Annotated in this window: 21 protein-coding genes; 15 read left to right on the top strand and 6 right to left on the bottom strand. The window is 71.8% G+C overall.

Annotation, left to right across the window (positions count from 1 at the left end; translation table 11 throughout):
• Nucleotides 1-26: 26 nt before the first annotated feature.
• A complete protein-coding gene (locus B0I31_RS00935; protein ID WP_245949571.1) occupies nt 27-1,571 on the top strand; it encodes an ABC transporter substrate-binding protein in 1,545 nt (514 codons plus the stop codon).
• A gap of 64 nt (nt 1,572-1,635) precedes the next feature.
• Nucleotides 1,636-2,766 carry an aminotransferase class V-fold PLP-dependent enzyme gene (locus tag B0I31_RS00930; RefSeq protein WP_245949570.1) on the top strand — a complete coding sequence of 377 codons (1,131 nt, stop codon included), beginning with the start codon at nt 1,636-1,638 and terminating at the stop codon, nt 2,764-2,766.
• On the opposite strand, the gene B0I31_RS00925 is transcribed toward B0I31_RS00930, so the two are convergent.
• Complete coding sequence (locus B0I31_RS00925) at nt 2,747-4,060, bottom strand: M14 family metallopeptidase (RefSeq protein WP_106613375.1); 1,314 nt, start codon at nt 4,058-4,060, stop codon at nt 2,747-2,749. The two genes, B0I31_RS00930 and B0I31_RS00925, sit on opposite strands and share 20 nt — an antisense overlap.
• Nucleotides 4,061-4,213: 153 nt before the next feature.
• Here B0I31_RS00925 and hisD point away from each other — a divergent pair, with 153 nt between their 5' ends.
• The 5 genes from hisD (at nt 4,214) to B0I31_RS00905 (ending at nt 8,145) form a co-directional block, all read left to right on the top strand.
• A complete protein-coding gene (gene hisD, locus B0I31_RS00920) occupies nt 4,214-5,530 on the top strand; it encodes a histidinol dehydrogenase (protein WP_106613374.1) in 1,317 nt (438 codons plus the stop codon).
• A complete protein-coding gene (locus tag B0I31_RS00915; RefSeq protein WP_106613373.1) occupies nt 5,527-6,630 on the top strand; it encodes a histidinol-phosphate transaminase in 1,104 nt (367 codons plus the stop codon). Before hisD ends, B0I31_RS00915 begins: the two co-directional genes overlap by 4 nt.
• Nucleotides 6,627-7,226, top strand: coding sequence for an imidazoleglycerol-phosphate dehydratase HisB (gene hisB, locus B0I31_RS00910; protein ID WP_073899729.1), 600 nt, complete (start codon nt 6,627-6,629; stop codon nt 7,224-7,226). The genes B0I31_RS00915 and hisB overlap by 4 nt, the downstream gene beginning before the upstream one ends.
• A complete protein-coding gene (locus B0I31_RS40300) occupies nt 7,227-7,382 on the top strand; it encodes a hypothetical protein (protein WP_181319930.1) in 156 nt (51 codons plus the stop codon). It begins immediately after the preceding gene.
• A 172-nt stretch (nt 7,383-7,554) separates the two neighbouring features.
• On the top strand, nt 7,555-8,145 hold the full coding sequence (locus B0I31_RS00905) for a TetR/AcrR family transcriptional regulator (protein WP_106613372.1): 591 nt from the start codon (nt 7,555-7,557) through the stop codon (nt 8,143-8,145).
• On the opposite strand, the gene B0I31_RS00900 is transcribed toward B0I31_RS00905, so the two are convergent.
• Both B0I31_RS00900 and soxR read right to left on the bottom strand, forming a co-directional pair.
• The gene (locus tag B0I31_RS00900; RefSeq protein WP_106613956.1) at nt 8,117-8,632 is read right to left on the bottom strand and encodes an RNA 2'-phosphotransferase; all 516 of its coding nucleotides are present in this window, start codon (nt 8,630-8,632) and stop codon (nt 8,117-8,119) included. The genes B0I31_RS00905 and B0I31_RS00900 overlap by 29 nt on opposite strands.
• A gap of 52 nt (nt 8,633-8,684) precedes the next feature.
• The gene (gene soxR / locus B0I31_RS00895; protein WP_181319975.1) at nt 8,685-9,128 is read right to left on the bottom strand and encodes a redox-sensitive transcriptional activator SoxR; all 444 of its coding nucleotides are present in this window, start codon (nt 9,126-9,128) and stop codon (nt 8,685-8,687) included.
• A gap of 71 nt (nt 9,129-9,199) precedes the next feature.
• On the opposite strand from soxR, the gene B0I31_RS00890 reads away from it, so the two are divergent.
• Genes B0I31_RS00890 through priA form a run of 5 tightly spaced genes read left to right on the top strand, consistent with a single transcriptional unit; the run spans nt 9,200 to nt 12,713 of the window.
• Entirely contained in the window at nt 9,200-9,895 is a 696-nt protein-coding gene (locus tag B0I31_RS00890; protein ID WP_106613371.1) for a thiamine pyrophosphate-dependent enzyme, read from the top strand.
• Nucleotides 9,892-10,791, top strand: coding sequence for a transketolase family protein (locus B0I31_RS00885; protein WP_106613370.1), 900 nt, complete (start codon nt 9,892-9,894; stop codon nt 10,789-10,791). The genes B0I31_RS00890 and B0I31_RS00885 overlap by 4 nt, the downstream gene beginning before the upstream one ends.
• Before the next feature lie 9 nt (nt 10,792-10,800).
• Entirely contained in the window at nt 10,801-11,271 is a 471-nt protein-coding gene (locus B0I31_RS00880) for a hypothetical protein (protein ID WP_106613369.1), read from the top strand.
• 52 nt (nt 11,272-11,323) lie between these two features.
• The gene (hisH, locus tag B0I31_RS00875) at nt 11,324-11,959 is read left to right on the top strand and encodes an imidazole glycerol phosphate synthase subunit HisH (RefSeq protein ID WP_106613368.1); all 636 of its coding nucleotides are present in this window, start codon (nt 11,324-11,326) and stop codon (nt 11,957-11,959) included.
• A gap of 19 nt (nt 11,960-11,978) precedes the next feature.
• Complete coding sequence (gene priA, locus B0I31_RS00870; protein ID WP_106613367.1) at nt 11,979-12,713, top strand: bifunctional 1-(5-phosphoribosyl)-5-((5-phosphoribosylamino)methylideneamino)imidazole-4-carboxamide isomerase/phosphoribosylanthranilate isomerase PriA; 735 nt, start codon at nt 11,979-11,981, stop codon at nt 12,711-12,713.
• Here priA and B0I31_RS00865 read toward each other — a convergent pair.
• From B0I31_RS00865 to B0I31_RS00855, 3 genes are all read right to left on the bottom strand, one after another.
• Nucleotides 12,676-13,401 (bottom strand): Clp protease N-terminal domain-containing protein, encoded by a 726-nt coding sequence (locus tag B0I31_RS00865; protein ID WP_106613366.1) that lies wholly within the window; start codon nt 13,399-13,401, stop codon nt 12,676-12,678. The two genes, priA and B0I31_RS00865, sit on opposite strands and share 38 nt — an antisense overlap.
• 49 nt (nt 13,402-13,450) lie before the next feature.
• Nucleotides 13,451-13,816, bottom strand: a complete 366-nt coding sequence (locus B0I31_RS00860) for a PPOX class F420-dependent oxidoreductase (RefSeq protein ID WP_106613365.1) — start codon at nt 13,814-13,816, stop codon at nt 13,451-13,453.
• Between the two features lie 80 nt (nt 13,817-13,896).
• A complete protein-coding gene (locus tag B0I31_RS00855; RefSeq protein ID WP_033437808.1) occupies nt 13,897-14,100 on the bottom strand; it encodes a cold-shock protein in 204 nt (67 codons plus the stop codon).
• A gap of 330 nt (nt 14,101-14,430) precedes the next feature.
• Between B0I31_RS00855 and hisF the strand changes: the two genes are divergently transcribed.
• From hisF to hisI, 3 genes are read left to right on the top strand one after another with little or no spacing between them, the layout of a single operon-like run.
• Entirely contained in the window at nt 14,431-15,204 is a 774-nt protein-coding gene (gene hisF, locus B0I31_RS00850) for an imidazole glycerol phosphate synthase subunit HisF (protein ID WP_106613364.1), read from the top strand.
• On the top strand, nt 15,204-15,581 hold the full coding sequence (locus tag B0I31_RS00845; RefSeq protein WP_106613363.1) for a hypothetical protein: 378 nt from the start codon (nt 15,204-15,206) through the stop codon (nt 15,579-15,581). The genes hisF and B0I31_RS00845 overlap by 1 nt, the downstream gene beginning before the upstream one ends.
• Complete coding sequence (hisI, locus tag B0I31_RS00840) at nt 15,578-15,931, top strand: phosphoribosyl-AMP cyclohydrolase (protein WP_106613362.1); 354 nt, start codon at nt 15,578-15,580, stop codon at nt 15,929-15,931. The genes B0I31_RS00845 and hisI overlap by 4 nt, the downstream gene beginning before the upstream one ends.
• Nucleotides 15,932-15,934: the final 3 nt, after the last annotated feature.

Below are 15,934 nucleotides of genomic sequence, written 5' to 3'. Positions count from 1 at the left end.
GCCCACTCTAGGTAGTGTCGGGTCTCGTGCGCTCCCTCCTGCCCCCGCTCGTCGTCGCAGCCGTCCTCGTCGCCGCGGGGTGCACCGGCTCGACGACACCGAGCGCCGAGGGCACGTCGGACAACAGCGCCATCGTGCTGGCCGACCCGATCGAGCCGACCACGCTGAACCCGCTGCTCGGCTACGGCCGCGAGGGCGTGTCGAAGCTGTACGACGGGCTCGTGGAGCACCGCGTGGACGGCTCGGTGCGGCCGAAGCTCGCCGCCGACCCGCCCACGCCCTCCGCGGACGGGCTGAGCTGGACGGTGCCGCTGCGCGAGGACGTGAAGTTCACCGATGGCACGTCGTTCGGGCCCGAGGACGTGGTGGCCACCTACCGGGCGTTGCTGGACCCGGCGTCCGGCTCGACCGAGCGGGCCTCCTTCGCGGAGCTGACCGGCGTGGAGCAGCTGGACCTGCACACGGTCCGGTTCACGCTGGCCAGGCCGTGGGCGGCGTTCCCGCACACGCTCGTGCTCGGCATCCTGCCCAGCGAGGCGCTCGGCGGCCCGTTGCGCGAGGTGCAACCGGTCGGCACCGGCCCGTACCGGCTGGTGGAGTGGCGCAAGGGCGACCGGCTGGTGCTGGAGGCCAACGCCTCCTACTTCGGCGGCGAGCCCAAGATCCGCAAGCTGACCGTGGTGTTCGTGCCGGACGACAACACGCGGGCGCAGCGGCTGCAGGCGGGCGACTTCGACGGCACCGCGCTGCCGCCCCGGCTGGCCGCGTCGTTCGGCAGCGCGAACGGCATGAGGGTGATCACGCACCGCACCGCCGACCTGCGTGCGGTCACGCTGCCGGGTGGCGCCGTGACGGGTGACAGCGCGATCCGGATGGCGTTGAACCACGCGGTCAACCGCAAGGGCATGGTGGACAACCTGCTCGGCGGCAAGGGCGCGGAGGCGAGCACCCCGGTGCCGGACACGCTGCCGGAGTTCGTGGAGACCGGCGCGCGGTTCGCCTACGACAAGGGGCTGGCCGAGCTGCTGCTGGACCAGGCCGGCTGGGTGCGCGGCGCGGACGGTGTGCGGACGCGTGACGGCGTGGTCGCCCGGTTCACGTTGATGTACCCGATCGGCGACGTGGTGCGCGCCGACCTGGCCACCGCGTTCGCCGCGGACGCCAAGGCGGTCGGCATCGACGTGCAGCTGGCCGGGCTGGGCTGGGACGCGGTCACGCCGAGGCTGGGCGTGGACGCGCTGCTCCACGGCGGCGGCACGCCGTTCGACCCGGACCTGATGACCTACCAGCCGCTGCACACGCCCAACCCGTGGGGCTACTCGAACCCGCAGGTGGACGCCGCCCTCGACACCGGGCGCTCGCTGCTGGACCCGGCGCAGCGGGCGGCGGCGTACAAGCAGCTCCAGCGCGCCTACGTGGCGGCGCCGGGCATGGTGGTGCTGGCGACGGTGCAGCACACGTACGTGGTGCGGGAGAACTGGAACGGCTACCAAGAGGTCGTGGACCCGCACGCGCACGGCGCGCTGTCGTGGGGCCCGTGGTGGAACCTGGAGAAGTGGACGCCCCGCTAGCCCCGTTCTTGTTGCATGCTGGTGGCGATAAGTGCGGGCAGCCACGAGCGCATGGGGGCACTCAGTGACCATTTTCCTGGACTCGGCCGGTTCGTCCCTGCCTCCGCGTGAGGTGCTGGACGAGGTGATCGGCCACCTGCGGCGGGAGGCCGAGGTCGGCGGGTACGTCGCCGCACGCGAGCGCGAGGACGACCTGGAAGCCGGGTACGGGGTGTTCGCCGAGCTGCTGGGCGCGCGGCCGGACGAGATCGCGTTCACCGACAGCGCGACCAAGTCGTGGCTGGCCGCGTTCGACGCCGTGCCGCTGGCCGCGGGTGACCGGGTGCTGTTCAGCGAGGCGGAGTACGCGGGCACGGCGATCCCGATCCTGCACCGGGCGCGGGAGGTCGGTGCCTCCGCGGAGGCGGTGCCTTCGGACGAGTTCGGGCAGATCGACGTGGCCGCGTTGAAGGAGGTGCTGGACGAGCGGGTGAAGCTGGTCTCGCTGGTGCACGTGCCGACCAACAGCGGGCTGGTGAACCCGGCGCGCGAGGTCGCACAGGCGGCGCACGAGGTGGGCGCGCTGGTGCTGCTGGACGCGTGCCAGTCGATCGGGCAGCTGCCGGTGCGCGCCGACGAGCTGGGCGTGGACCTGATCTCGGGCACGGGCCGCAAGTGGCTGCGCGGTCCGCGTGGCACCGGCGTGCTCGTGGTGCGCCGTGAGGCCGCGGAGCGCATGAGGCCACGCCTGGTCGACCTGCACAGCGCCGAGTGGACCGGGCCCGACGAGATCCGGCTGCGGGACGACGCGCGGGTCTACGAGACGTGGGAGACCAGCGTCGCCGACCGGCTCGGGTTCATCGCGGCGGCACGGTACGCGCTGGCCAAGGGCATCGACGTGATCGAACGCGAGGTCGGCGAGCGGGCGGGTCGGCTCCGCGAGGGCCTGGCCGCGCTGCCGGGCGTGACCGTGCGCGACCCGGGCGTGCGCAAGGCGGGCATCGTCACGTTCACCGTCGACGGCCTCACCGCGACCGAGGTGCGCGACCGGCTGGCCGAGGCGGGCGTGACGGTGACCGTGAGCGGCGCGTCGTCCACGTTGCTGGACATGACCCGGCGCGGGCTCGACGAGGTGGTGAGGGCCTCACCGCACTACTTCGTCGAGCCCGACCAGGTCGATCAGGCCGTGGAGGCCGTCAGCAGGTGCGCCCGGTGATGCGCGGTACGCAGTCGGAGTAGTCGAGGAACAGCTGCACCGCGGTGTCGTTGCGCGAGGTCTGCGCGGCGATCACCGTGTCACGCGGGTAGAAGCCGCTGGTGCCGCTCGCGGACCTGGGGTACATCTCGAACGTGTAGCTCCAGATGCCGTGGGCGGCCCACATCCAGTCGTCCACGCTGCCATCGGTGATGTAGAGGTCGCTGGCCTGCTGCGGGGTGTAGCCGTTCAGCGACGCCATCCGCCTGCCCATGGTCTGGAACACGTTGGCCTGGGTGGCGTCCAGGCCGGGCGCGGTGTCGTTGTAGGTGTAGCCGTACGGCCACAGGATCAGCTCCGAGAACGTGTGCCAGTCGATGTGCGACTTGATCTGCTGCACACCGCCCACCACGCGGGTGTTCACGAAGTCGCGCACGCGGGCCACCTCGGGCGCGGAGAACGCGGACGGGCCGCGGTAGGTCTCGCTCGACCCGCTGCCGCTGGAACCGCCGCAGCAGCCCCACTGGTGGCCCCAGTTGCGGTTCGGGTCGGTGCCGGTCGAGGTCGAGTTCGGCTGCCGGTTCTTGCGCCACGCCCGGAACGAGCCGGTCGCGATGTCGTACTCCGCGCCGTCCGGGTTGACGCTGGGGATGACCCAGATCTCCCGGCTGTCGACCGCACCCTTCACGGCCGCGTTGGACGCGTAGTTGTCCGTGTACCGCTTGATGATGTGCAGGCACATCTCCACGGTCAGGTGCTCACGCGCGTGCTGGTTGCAGGTGAACAGCACCTCCGGCTCGGACTCGTCGGACGCCGGGTTGTCGCTGATCTTGATCATCCACAGGTCGCGGTTCTGGTACGACTTGCCGATGCTGCGCAGCGTGACCAGGTTCGGGTGGTCGCGGACGGTCTGGTTCAGCTCGGCGACCATCTCGGCGTAGTTGTGGTAGCCGGTGTAGCCGGACGGGAAGTCCAGCGTGCCGAGCTGGGGATCGGCGAAGTCCGCCTTGCCCAGGCCCGCGAGCTGGGCGTCCGCGTCACCGGCGTGCCGCACCGGCAGCCCGGTGGCGCGCAGCAGCCACTGCTGGCGGGGTTCGGCGATCACGGTGAGCGTGTCGCCGTGCTGACCGAGGACGTCGACCCCGGTCCGGGCGACCTTCGTGCGCGCCTCGGGTGTGGTCGCGGTCACCTCGAACACGATCCGCTCGGGGGATTGCGCGGTCGCCGGTTGTGCCGACCCGGGGTGCGCAGGGAGCACCAGGGCCACGCTCGCGACCAGCGCGGCGGCCACAAGGCCGCGCCGCTTGGTGAACATCAAGCCTCCATCATCAGCAGGGTTTGCGACGGAGATGTGCACACGCAGCGTGGCCCCTTGATCACGGATAGAGGTAGCCTCCGTTTGTCGGGTTCACCACTCGCGACCCGGGCTGACAGTTGACGGAATTGGCGACGCCTTACCCTTGAGGGCATGCTCAGCCGCATCGACCTGCGAGGTCGTGTCCCGTCACCCGCCGAACTGCGTGCCGCGCTGCCGCGCGCCGAGGTCGACGTGGACGCGGTGCTGCATCAGGTCCGGCCACTCGTCGACGACGTGCGCGAACGGGGCGTCGAGGCCGTGCTGGAGCACGGCGAGAAGTTCGACAAGGTGCGCCCGGCGTACCTCCGCGTGCCCGCGTCCGAGCTGGAGCGCGCGCTGTCCGAGCTGGACCCGGCCGTGCGGGCGGCGCTGGAGGAGTCCATCGCCCGCGCCCGCAAGGTGCACGCCGACCAGCGCCGGGTCGACACGACCACCCAGGTCGTGCCCGGCGGCACGGTCACCGAGCGCTGGGTGCCGGTGTCCCGGGTCGGCCTGTACGCGCCCGGTGGCCTGGCCGTCTACCCGTCCAGCGTGGTCATGAACGTGGTGCCCGCGCAGATCGCGGGCGTCGAGTCGCTGGTGGTGTGCTCGCCGCCGCAGGCGGAGTTCGGCGGCCTGCCGCACCCGGCGATCCTGGCCGCCGCCGCGCTGCTCGGCGTGACCGAGGTGTGGGCCGTGGGCGGCGCGCTCGCGGTCGCGCTGCTGGCGTACGGCGGCACGGACACCGATGGCGGGGCGTTGGAGCCGGTCGACCTGGTGACCGGTCCCGGCAACATCTACCTGACCGCCGCCAAGCGCCTGCTGCGCGGCCTCATCGGCATCGACTCCGAGGCCGGGCCGACCGAGATCGCGATCCTCGCCGACGACACCGCCGACCCGGTGCACGTGGCCGCCGACCTGATCAGCCAGGCCGAGCACGACACGCTGGCCGCGAGCGTGCTGGTCACCACGTCGGCGGAGCTGGCCGACGCGGTCGACGCCGAGCTGGAGCGCCAGGTCGCCGCGACCAGGCACCACGAGCGCGTGCGGACCGCGTTGCAGGGCAAGCAGTCCGGGACCGTGCTGGTGTCCAGCCTGGAGGAGGGCCTGCGGGTGGTGGACACCTACGCCGCCGAGCACCTGGAGATCCAGACGGCTCAGGCGCGTGAGGTCGCCGCACGGGTGCGCGCGGCCGGCGCGATCTTCGTCGGGGCGCACTCGCCGGTGTCGCTCGGCGACTACTGCGCGGGCTCCAACCACGTGCTGCCGACCGGCGGGTGCGCGCGGCACTCGTCCGGGCTGTCGGTGCAGACTTTCCTGCGCGGCATCCACGTGATCGACTACAGCGAGGACGCGTTGCGCGAGGTCGCGCCGCACGTCGTGGCGCTGGCCAACGCCGAGGACCTGCCCGCGCACGGCCAGGCCGTCACGGCGAGGTTCTCCGGATGAAGCCCATCGGTGCCAGGGTCGAGCTGATCGACCTGCCCCTGCGTGACGACCTGCGTGGACGTACGCCGTACGGCGCGCCTCAGCTGGACGTGCCCGTCCGGCTGAACACCAACGAGAACCCGTACCCGCCCACCCCCGCCCTGGTGGAGGACGTGGTGCGGGAGGTCGCGGCGATCGCGGGCGAGCTGCACCGCTACCCGGACCGGGACGCGGTGGCGTTGCGCGAGGACCTGGCCGCCTACCTGGCGTCGTCCACGGGCGTGTCGCTGACCTCGGCGAACCTGTGGGCGGCGAACGGGTCGAACGAGGTGTTGCAGCAGATCCTGCAGGCGTTCGGCGGTCCGGGCCGCTCGGCGCTGGGCTTCGAGCCGTCGTACTCGATGCACCCGATCATCGCCGCCGGCACCCGCACGGAGTGGGCGCCCACGCCTCGCCGCGCGGACTTCTCGCTGGACGTGGAGCGCGCGGCGGAGATCATCGCCGAACGCGCGCCGGACGTGGTGTTCGTGACCAGCCCCAACAACCCGACCGGGCAGAGCCTGCCGATCGACGACCTGCGCGTGCTGATCGAGGCCTCGCCGGGCATGGTCGTGGTGGACGAGGCGTACGCGGAGTTCTCGTCGCGGCCGAGCGCGGTGGTGCTGCTGGAGGACTACCCGGCGAAGCTGATCGTCAGCCGGACCATGAGCAAGGCGTTCGCGTTCGCCGGCGGTCGGTTGGGCTACCTGGCCGCCGCGCCCGCCGTGGTCGACGCGTTGCAGCTCGTGCGGCTGCCCTACCACCTGTCGGCGTTGACGCAGGCGGCGGCACGGGCGTCGTTGCGGCACGCGGCGGAGACGCTGGGTTCGGTGGCCCGGTTGGCCGCCGAACGGGACCGGGTGGTGGACTCGTTGGCGGGTCTGGGCTTCTCGGTCGTGCCGAGCGACGCGAACTTCGTGCTGTTCGGGTGGTTCGAGGACGCGCGCGCCACGTGGCGGTCGTATCTGGAACGCGGTGTGCTGATCAGGGACGTCGGCATCGCCGGACATCTGCGGGTGACGGTCGGTACTCCGGAGGAGAACGACGCGTTCCTCGCGGCGAGCAAGGAGGTTGGCCGGTGAGCCGGGTCGGCAAGGTGGAGCGCACCACCAGGGAGTCGTCGGTGTACGTCGAGGTGGACCTCGACGGCACCGGGAAGGTCGAGATCGCGACGGGGGTGCCGTTCTACGACCACATGTTGACCGCGCTGGGCGTGCACGGGTCGTTGGACCTGGTCGTCCGGGCGACGGGTGACGTGGAGATCGACGCGCACCACACCGTGGAGGACGTGGCGATCGTGCTCGGCCAGGCGTTGCGGGAGGCGTTGGGGGACAAGGCGGGCATCCGCCGGTTCGGCGACGCGTGGATCCCGATGGACGAGACGCTGGCGCACGCGGCGGTGGACGTGTCGGGGCGGCCGTACTGCGTGCACGTGGGCGAGCCGGAGCAGTTCAACACCTTCACCATCGGCGGCAACTACCCGTTCGTGCTGAACCGGCACGTGTTCGACTCGCTGGCGTTCCACGCGGGCATCGCGCTGCACGTGCGGGTGGAGTACGGGCGGGACCCGCACCACATCGCCGAGGCGCAGTTCAAGGCGATCGCGCGGGCACTGCGCGCGGCCGTCGAGCCGGATCCTCGGGTGGGCGGCGTGCCGTCGACCAAGGGCGTCCTGTAGATGCCGAAGGAGTACGTGGTCATCGGGCTGATCGCCCTGGCCGGCTTCCTCGGCGGTGGCGTCTACAGCACGTGGAAGACGGCCCGCGGCCTGGCCGTCGTCCTGCTGGTCCTGACCGTCGTCGCCGTGGGCGCCGCCCTCGCCTGGCTCCTCTGACCCGAACGCAGAACTCGGGGGTCCTGAGCGTTCGACAAGCGCGTTCGGAACGTAGGACACGCGCGCGTGTCCTACGTTCGGGTCCCGTGTGTCCTACGTTCAGGACCCTCGAGGTTGAACATTCAGGCGCGTTGGGCGTGGCGGGCTTGGCTGTCTGCGTATGGTTGGTCACATGTCGTCACCGGCGCAGGTCGCCATCACCGTCGGTCGCCCTCGGGAACGGGCCGACGCCGCACGCAACCGGGCCCGCGTGCTCGCCGCCGCGGAAGAGGTGTTCGCCGCGGCCGGCGGGGCGGTCGGCGTGACGATGGAGGACATCGCACGGGCCGCGGGCGTGGGCCGGGCCACGCTGTACCGGCGCTACCCGGACACGACGTCGATCGCGCAGGCGCTGCTGGACGAGCACGAGTCCGAGATCCAGGACCGCATCCTCACGGGTCCGCCGCCGCTGGGGCCGGGCGCGCCGCCGGACGAACGGCTGGCCGCGTTCTACCGGACCATGGTCGGCCTGCTGGAACGGCACCTGCACGTGGTGCTCGGCGCGGAGACGGGCCGGGCGCGGTTCCGGGCCGGTGCCTACGGGTTCTGGCGGCGGCACGTGGCCTCGCTGGTGGACGGCGCACCGGCGGCCGTGGTGGACGCCCTGATGGCGCCGTTGGCCCCGGAGGTCTACCAGTACCAAAGACAGGTGCGGGGCTTGACCCCGGACGAGGTCGTCGCGGGCCTCGACTGGCTCACGAGACGTGTTCTCGCAGGTAGTTAGGCGGCACGGCGGCCACCAGCCACACGCCGTTGGCGCTCACCCGGAACTCGTGACCGTCTGCGGCCATGGCCGCGGCGTCGACGACCAGCACCACCGGCTTGCCCCGGCGTGACCCGACCCGCACGGCCGTCTCCACGGACGCGGACAGGTGCACGTCGTGCCGCGCCATCGGCCGCAGCCCGTCCCGGAAGATGTCGGGCAGGGACCGGCCCACCGTCCCGTGGTACAGCTCGGCGGGCGGCTCGGTGACCGGCAGGTCCAACGACACCTCCACGGTGTGCCCCTGGTTGGCCCGGATGCGCCCGTCCTCGATCGCGAACCGCTGCTTGTCGTTGTCCGCCACCACCTCCAGCACCTGCGCCCGGCTCACGCCCAGGGCGCGCACGAAATCGTCCAGGTCCACCCACCCGGCCGCGTCGAGCGTCAGCCCGACCCGTTCCGGTTCGTGGCGCAGGACCTTGGACATCCGCTTCGACAAGCGGATCATCTGCTTCTTCTCTTGCACGACTTCCAGTGCAGCACGCGGGCACAACAGGTTTTCACGTGCCGCCTTCGACGGCGGGTTTGAGCTTGGGCGCGCCGGGACCGTCCGCGGCCTGCTCGTCGTCGAAGTTCTGCAGCGTGCAGCTGCGCAGCGACAGGCACCCGCACCCGATGCACGAGGTCAGCCGGTCGCGCAGCCGGCGAAGCGCGTCGATCCGCGCGTCCAGCTCCACCTGCCAGCTCGCCGACAGCCTGCTCCAGTCCGACTTGGTCGGCGTGCGGTTGTCCGGCAACGTCGCCAGCGCCGCGTGCACGTCCTCCAGCGACAGCCCGACCCGCTGCGCGGTGCGGATGAACGCCAGCCGCCGCAGCACGTGCCGCGGGTACCGGCGCTGGTTGCCCGCGGTGCGGTCGGACGAGATCAGCCCCCGTTCCTCGTAGAACCTCAACGCGGTGTGCGGCACGCCGCTGCGTTCGGCCACCTGACCGATGGTCAACATTTCCGGCAACTTGCTCACGTGCCCATACTATGGGTTGACCTCTACCTAAGTCGAAGTTGTTTCGTGGAGTCATGACGGTCATGGACAAGTCGGGCTACGCGGACCTCCCCGCGTTGTTCGGGCGGATGACAGGTGACGAGAAGCACGAGTGGGCGGCGGCGTCCACGCTCGACGTGCTGTGGGTGCTCTACGACCGGGTGCTGGACGTCTCGCCGGACCGGGTGGACGACCCGGACCGCGACCGGTTCCTGCTGTCCAAGGGGCACGGCCCGATGGCGTACTACGCCGTGCTGGCCGCGAAGGGCTACCTCGATCCCTCCACATTGGACACGTGGACGGCGTGGGACTCGCCGTTGGGCCAGCACCCGGACCGCGTGCTGGTCAAGGGCGTGGAGCTCAGCAGCGGCTCGCTCGGGCACGGCCTGCCGATCGCCGTCGGCACCGCGATCGGCCTGCGCCTGCAGGGCCGCACCGCGCGGACGTTCGTGCTGGTCGGCGACGCGGAGCTGGACGAGGGCAGCAACCACGAGGCGATCGCGCTGGCCGGGCGGCTCGGTTTGGAGCGCCTGGTGACGGTGGTGGTGGACAACGCCTCCGGTACGCACGGTTGGCCCGGCGGGGTGGCGAAGCGGTTCGAGGTCGAGGGCTGGCAGGCGTCCACAGTGGATGGACGGGACCACGCCGCGCTCTACGCGGCGTTCACGCAGGACCACCCCGGTCGGCCGTTGGTCGTGGTGGCGGAGATCGGCAAGGGGGAGCGGCGATGACGTCGATGCGGCAGGTGTTCGTGGACACCGTGGAGGACGTGATGCGGCACGACCCGCGGGTCGCGGTCGTGCTGGCCGAGATCTCGCGGGACGCGTTCGCGCCGCACGAGCGGGTGATCAACGTCGGCATCCGCGAGCAGGCGATGGTCGGGGTGGGCGCGGGCCTGGCGCTGAGCGGGCTGCGGCCGGTGGTGCACACCTACGCCCCGTTCCTGGTCGAGCGGCCGTTCGAGCAGATCAAGCTGGACTTCGGCCACCAGGACCTGGGCGGTGTGCTGGTCAGCATCGGCGGCTCGTACGACGACCCGGTGTGGGGCCGCACGCACCAGGCGCCCGGCGACGTGGCGCTGTTCGGCACGTTGCCCGGCTGGACGGTCCGCGTGCCGGGCCACCCGGCGGAGGTCGGCCCGATGGTGCGGGACGCGCTGGCCCGTGACGACCGGATCTACCTGCGGCTGTCGTTGCGGGAGAACAGCGCGCCGCACCCGGTGGTCGAGGGGTTCACCGAGGTGCGGCGCGGTCGGCAGGGCGTGGTGGTGGCGGTCGGTCCGATGCTCGACACCGTGCTCGAAGCCACCCGGGACGCGGACGTGACCGTGCTCTACGCGACCACCGTGCGGCCGTTCGACGCGGCCGGCTTGCTGGCGGCGGTGCGCCGGGTGGAACGGGCCGACGTGCTGCTGGTCGAGCCGTACCTGGAGGGCACGTCGGCGCACCTGGCAACCGAGGCGCTGGCGGACGTGCCGCACCGGCTGCGGTCGCTGGGCGTGCGGCGGGACACCGAGCTGCGGGCCTACGGCACGGCCGAGGACCACGATTCGGCGCACGACCTCGACGTGCTCGGCATCGCCGCGGCCGTGCGTCGGATGTTCGGCCACCCGGCCGCTGCGGCATGATCTGTGCCTGTGAGCGTGCCGAGAACCCTGATCTGGACACCCGCGCCGACCGCGGAGCTGCAGCTGAACCTGCACCGCGCCGCCGCGGGCCCCGCGGCACTGGTCCCGGTGGCGTCCGGGACGGTGCTGCTGCCGCGCAGGCAGATCGGGTTCCCGGCGGCGCTCCGGCTGGCCGAGCAGGTCCGGGAGACCGGTGCGGCGGCGCTGCTGCTGCGCTGGTCTCCCACCGCCGAGGTGTGGACCGATGGTGAGCGGGCGGGTTCCACGGGCTCGGCCCGGCGGCTGGTCGGCCTGCTGCGCTGGTGGCGCCTGGACGCCCGGCCCGAGCCCGTCGACCTGCCCGCCGACGTCGCCGAGGTGCGCTCCCTGGTGGACGAGGGCCGCGCCGACACGTGGGTGACCGCCCTGCCCGACCGCGCCGGCCTGCCGATCAACACGGTCCTGCCGGTGGTGCCGGTGACCCAGGGCGGGTTGGCCTGACCCTCGCCCCCGCCTGCGGAGCAGCGGCAATCCAACGCAGTAGGCTGGATGGGTGCCCAAGGTCGTTGTGCTGGACTACGGATTCGGCAACATCCGCTCCGCCGAGCGCGCGCTCCAGCGCGTCGGCGCCGACGTGGAGGTGACCGCCGACCATCGGGCCGCGCTCGCCGCCGACGGCCTGGTGGTGCCGGGTGTCGGCGCGTTCGCGGCGTGCATGGCCGGGTTGGACGCGATCAAGGGCGGCCGGCTCATCGGCCAGCGGCTCGCGGGCGGGCGTCCCGTGCTCGGCATCTGCGTCGGCATGCAGATCCTGTTCGAGCGGGGCATCGAGCACGGCGTGCTCACCGAGGGCTGCGGCGAGTGGCCCGGCACGGTGGAGCGGCTGGAGGCTCCCGTCGTGCCGCACATGGGCTGGAACACCGTCCGCGCCCCCGAGGACACCAAGCTGTTCGCGGGCCTGGACGCGGACACCCGCTACTACTTCGTGCACTCCTACGGCGTGCGCAAGTGGGAGCTGGACGCGTCGGACACGCTCAAGGCGCCGCTGGTGACGTGGGCCGAGCACGGCGGTGACGAGTTCGTCGCGGCCGTGGAGAACGGGCCGCTGTGGGCGACCCAGTTCCACCCGGAGAAGTCCGGGGACGCGGGCGCGCAGCTGCTGGAGAACTGGCTCAAGAGCGTCGACTAGCGTCCACTAGGCTGAACGCGTGACTTTCACGCTGCTCCCGGCTGTTGACGTGGCCGATGGCCTGGCCGTTCGGCTCGTGCAAGGCGAGGCCGGCACCGAGACCAACTACGGCGACCCGCTGGACGCCGCGCTCGCGTGGCAGCGCGACGGCGCGGAGTGGGTGCACCTGGTCGACCTCGACGCCGCGTTCGGCCGCGGCAGCAACCGCGAGCTGCTGGCCCGCGTGGTCGGTGAGCTGGACGTCCGGGTCGAGCTGTCCGGCGGCATCCGCGACGACGAGTCGCTGGCCGCCGCGCTGGCGACCGGCTGCGCGCGGGTGAACCTGGGCACGGCCGCGCTGGAGGACCCGGTGTGGTGCGCCAAGGTCGTCGCCGAGCACGGCGAGAAGATCGCGGTCGGCCTGGACGTGCGGATCACCGAGCAGGGCCACCGGGTGGCCGCGCGCGGCTGGACCAAGGACGGCGGCGACCTGTGGGAGGTGCTGGAGCGGCTCGATCGCGACGGCTGCTCCCGCTACGTGGTGACCGACGTGAGCAAGGACGGCACGCTCACGGGCCCGAACGTGGACCTGCTGCGCGAGGTGTGCGCGCGCACGGACGCGCCGGTGATCGCCTCCGGCGGCGTGTCCAGCGTGGCCGACCTGGTCGCGCTGGCGGCGTTGTCCCGCGACGGCGTCGAGGGCGCGATCGTGGGCAAGGCGCTCTACGCGGGCGCGTTCACGCTCCCCGAGGCGCTGGCCGCGGTCCGCGACTGATCGCGTCCTGGATCTCCCGGACGATGTAGGCCTCCGCGGCCGCCTCGGTGACGCCCGTGCGTTCGAGGACCTCGGCCGCGGTGCCTTCCGCGTCGGCGAGCAGGCCGAGCAGCAGGTGTTCTGTGCCGACGAACGTGTGGCCGTGGCGCAGTGACGCCCGCACGGCCAGTTCCAGCGCCTTCTTGCAGTGCGCGGTGAACGGCTGCGGCTCGGGCCGCGGCCGGACCACGCGGTCCAGCTCGGCGAGCACCGCCATCCGCGTGGTGCCCTCCGCCGCCTCCAGCTTGGCGATCGTCTTGGCGGCCAGGCCGCCGGACTCGTCCAGCAGGCCGAGCAGGAGGTGCTCGGTGCCGATGTGCTCGCTGAACCGGGCGTGGTGGCGGGCCAGCACGATGACCCGCCTGGCCCGCTCGGTGTAGCGGTCGAAGCTCGGCTTCAGGTCCGGCGATTCCTTGGGCACGAACCGCTTCTGCGCGGCCTGCTTGGTGACGCCCAGGCTCGCGCCGATGTCGGTCCAGCTCGCGCCCGCGCGGCGCGCCTCGTCCACGAAGTGGCCGATGAGGTGGTCGCCCAGCTCGTCGAGCTGGCCGCTCAGCTCCACGGCGGCGGCCAGCCGGCCCAGCACGTCCGGGTGCTCGGACGCGACGGTGACGATGAGGTCCGTGAGCTGGACGGGTGGCGCGATCATCCGTCAACTCTAGGTTGACGGTATCCGGTGGGTCAACCTCAGGTTGACGCTAGGCGGGCTTGATCTCGATGCCGATCGTGCCGTCGCGGCCACGGCGCAGGCGGCTGCCGAGCAGCGAGACCCGGCCCATGACGCCGTACTTCTTGGCGATGAGGGACCGGACCCGGTCGCTGCCCGCGCGGTCGAGCAGCCGGGCGGTGGCCGGGATCTGCTCGCCGGTGGGCTTGCCGCGGAAGTCGCACGGTCCGATCTGGACGTCGCCGCTGCGGCGGATGCGCTTGACCTTGCCCGCGTCGGCGGCGGACCACGCGTACAGCGTGCCGTCCCGGCCCGCGACCCAGACGGGTGTCGGCACGGCGGTGCCGTCCTTGCGGAAGGTGGTCAACAACAGGTACTTGCCGGCTGCGAGGTCCATGTCCGGCAACGTTAGCCCCGCGGACGCGGAAGAGCCCCGCTCCCACGAGGGGAACGGGGCTCTTCGCGAGTAACGCTAGGTCAGATGACCGTCACGTTGGTCGCCTGGGGGCCCTTGGCACCCTGGCCGACATCGAAGCTCACCCGCTGGTTCTCCTCCAGGCTGCGGTAGCCGCCGCTCTGGATCTCCGAGTAGTGGACGAACACGTCCGCGCCGCCATCCTCGGGGGAGATGAAGCCGAAGCCCTTCTCCGAGTTGAACCACTTCACGGTGCCCTGCGCCATCTTTGTACTCCTCATACAGCTACCAACGGGGCGAACGCACCCGCTGGGGCCGGTCCAAACGCTGACCCTGAGGAATCACACGCTCAAACAATGTTTCGCGAGCGTGGATGACACGAACACAAAACTTGCGACCTCCACAAGTGAACCACACTTTCGCCGCCACGTCGCCCTCCAGCGCCCACGGATCCCGCTTTCGGGTGTCACGAAGCCAACGTTTAGCCCCGCGTGTCCTACGTTCAGAACGCGTGTGTCCAACGTTCAGGACACCCGAGTTGAACGCTCGGGCACGCCGAAGTCCGCCGCTCAGGGCGTCCACGTAGGCTTTCGGCCATGTCAGTCGCGGTGCGCGTGATCCCCTGCCTGGACGTCGACCGGGGCAGGGTCGTGAAGGGTGTGAACTTCACCAACCTCGTCGACGCGGGCGACCCGGTCGAGCTGGCCAGGGCCTACGACGCGGAGGGCGCGGACGAGCTGACGTTCCTCGACGTGACGGCGTCGTCCAGCGACCGCGAGACCACGTTCGACGTGGTCCGCCGCACGGCCGAGCAGGTCTTCATCCCGCTCACCGTGGGCGGCGGCGTGCGCAGCGCGGACGACGTGGACAAGCTGCTGCGGTCCGGCGCGGACAAGGTGAGCGTGAACACGGCCGCCATCGCCCGCCCCGAGCTGCTGGGCGAGCTGTCCCGCCGCTTCGGCGCCCAGTGCATCGTGCTGTCGGTCGACGCACGCCGTGTCCCGGATGGTGAGCGGCCCACCCCTTCGGGGTTCGAGGTCACCACGCACGGTGGCCGCAAGGGCACCGGCATCGACGCCGTCGAGTGGGCCGCGCGGGGCCAGGAGCTGGGCGTCGGCGAGATCCTGCTGAACTCCATGGACGCCGACGGCACCAAGTCCGGGTTCGACCTGGAGCTGATCCGGCTCACCCGCGAGGTGGTCGACGTGCCGCTGATCGCCAGCGGCGGCGCGGGCGCGGTCGAGCACTTCCCGCCCGCCGTGGCCGAGGGCGCGGACGCCGTGCTCGCGGCCAGCGTGTTCCACTTCGGCACGCTGCGCATCGGCGACGTGAAGCAGAGCCTGCGCGCCGCGGGCGTGGAGGTGCGCTGATGCGGAACCCGCGCAACGGGCCCATCGAGGTGTTCCTCGCGACGGTGATCGGCGCGGTGGGCGCCCTGGTGTTCGCGCTCATGGGGCTGATCCAGTGGCAGGTCCAGGACGACCCGGTGGCGTTCAAGTTCCCGGTGATCGTCGCGGTGCTGGGGCTGCTCGCGGTGGGCGGCCTGGTGGCCGGTCCGCGCCCGGCCCGGCTGATCGCCGCGTTCGTGTTCGGCCTGGTGGCGCTGATCCACCTGCTCGCGGTGCTCAACCAGGTGCCGGTGTGGATCCGCGTGCTGTCGGGTCTGCTCTCGGCGGCGCACATCTTCGCCGTGGTGATGCTCAACACCAAGCCCGCCCGGATCCACTTCCTCGGAGGACAGCGTTGACCAGCGCGCTCGACCCGTCCATCGCCGCACGGCTCAAGCGCACCGCGGACGGCCTCGTCTGCGCGGTGGTGCAGCGGCGTGGCACCGGTGAGGTGCTGATGGTCGCGTGGATGGACGACGACGCCCTGCACCGCACGCTCACCACCCGCCGCGCCACGTACTACTCGCGCAGCCGGCAGCAGCTGTGGGTGAAGGGCGAGACGTCCGGGCACACGCAGTACGTGCACGAGGTGCGGCTGGACTGCGACGGCGACGCGGTGCTGCTGGTCGTGGACCAGGTCGGTGCCGCCTGCCACACCGGCGACGCGACGTGCTTCGACGCCACCGCGCTGCTGTCGCCCGAGGACTGACGC

Source organism: Saccharothrix carnea (assembly GCF_003014735.1).
Lineage (GTDB): Bacteria > Actinomycetota > Actinomycetes > Mycobacteriales > Pseudonocardiaceae > Actinosynnema > Actinosynnema carneum.
The sequence above is the reverse complement of the archived record's forward strand: the minus strand, read 5'-3'. Positions and strand labels throughout refer to the sequence as shown.

Excerpts from the sequence above, each read along its gene's own strand:
- B0I31_RS00860 (WP_106613365.1), bottom strand. The coding sequence starts at position 13,816 with ATGGACCTCGCAGCCGGCAAGTACCTGTTGTTGACCACCTTCCGCAAG.
- B0I31_RS00845 (WP_106613363.1), top strand. The coding sequence starts at position 15,204 with ATGCGGAACCCGCGCAACGGGCCCATCGAGGTGTTCCTCGCGACGGTG.
- B0I31_RS40300 (WP_181319930.1), top strand. The coding sequence starts at position 7,227 with ATGCCGAAGGAGTACGTGGTCATCGGGCTGATCGCCCTGGCCGGCTTC.
- B0I31_RS00890 (WP_106613371.1), top strand. The coding sequence starts at position 9,200 with ATGACGGTCATGGACAAGTCGGGCTACGCGGACCTCCCCGCGTTGTTC.
- B0I31_RS00855 (WP_033437808.1), bottom strand. The coding sequence starts at position 14,100 with ATGGCGCAGGGCACCGTGAAGTGGTTCAACTCGGAGAAGGGCTTCGGC.
- B0I31_RS00885 (WP_106613370.1), top strand. The coding sequence starts at position 9,892 with ATGACGTCGATGCGGCAGGTGTTCGTGGACACCGTGGAGGACGTGATG.
- B0I31_RS00865 (WP_106613366.1), bottom strand. The coding sequence starts at position 13,401 with ATGATCGCGCCACCCGTCCAGCTCACGGACCTCATCGTCACCGTCGCG.
- B0I31_RS00905 (WP_106613372.1), top strand. The coding sequence starts at position 7,555 with ATGTCGTCACCGGCGCAGGTCGCCATCACCGTCGGTCGCCCTCGGGAA.
- hisD (WP_106613374.1), top strand. The coding sequence starts at position 4,214 with ATGCTCAGCCGCATCGACCTGCGAGGTCGTGTCCCGTCACCCGCCGAA.
- B0I31_RS00925 (WP_106613375.1), bottom strand. The coding sequence starts at position 4,060 with ATGTTCACCAAGCGGCGCGGCCTTGTGGCCGCCGCGCTGGTCGCGAGC.
- hisF (WP_106613364.1), top strand. The coding sequence starts at position 14,431 with ATGTCAGTCGCGGTGCGCGTGATCCCCTGCCTGGACGTCGACCGGGGC.
- soxR (WP_181319975.1), bottom strand. The coding sequence starts at position 9,128 with ATGTTGACCATCGGTCAGGTGGCCGAACGCAGCGGCGTGCCGCACACC.
- B0I31_RS00915 (WP_106613373.1), top strand. The coding sequence starts at position 5,527 with ATGAAGCCCATCGGTGCCAGGGTCGAGCTGATCGACCTGCCCCTGCGT.
- B0I31_RS00900 (WP_106613956.1), bottom strand. The coding sequence starts at position 8,632 with ATGATCCGCTTGTCGAAGCGGATGTCCAAGGTCCTGCGCCACGAACCG.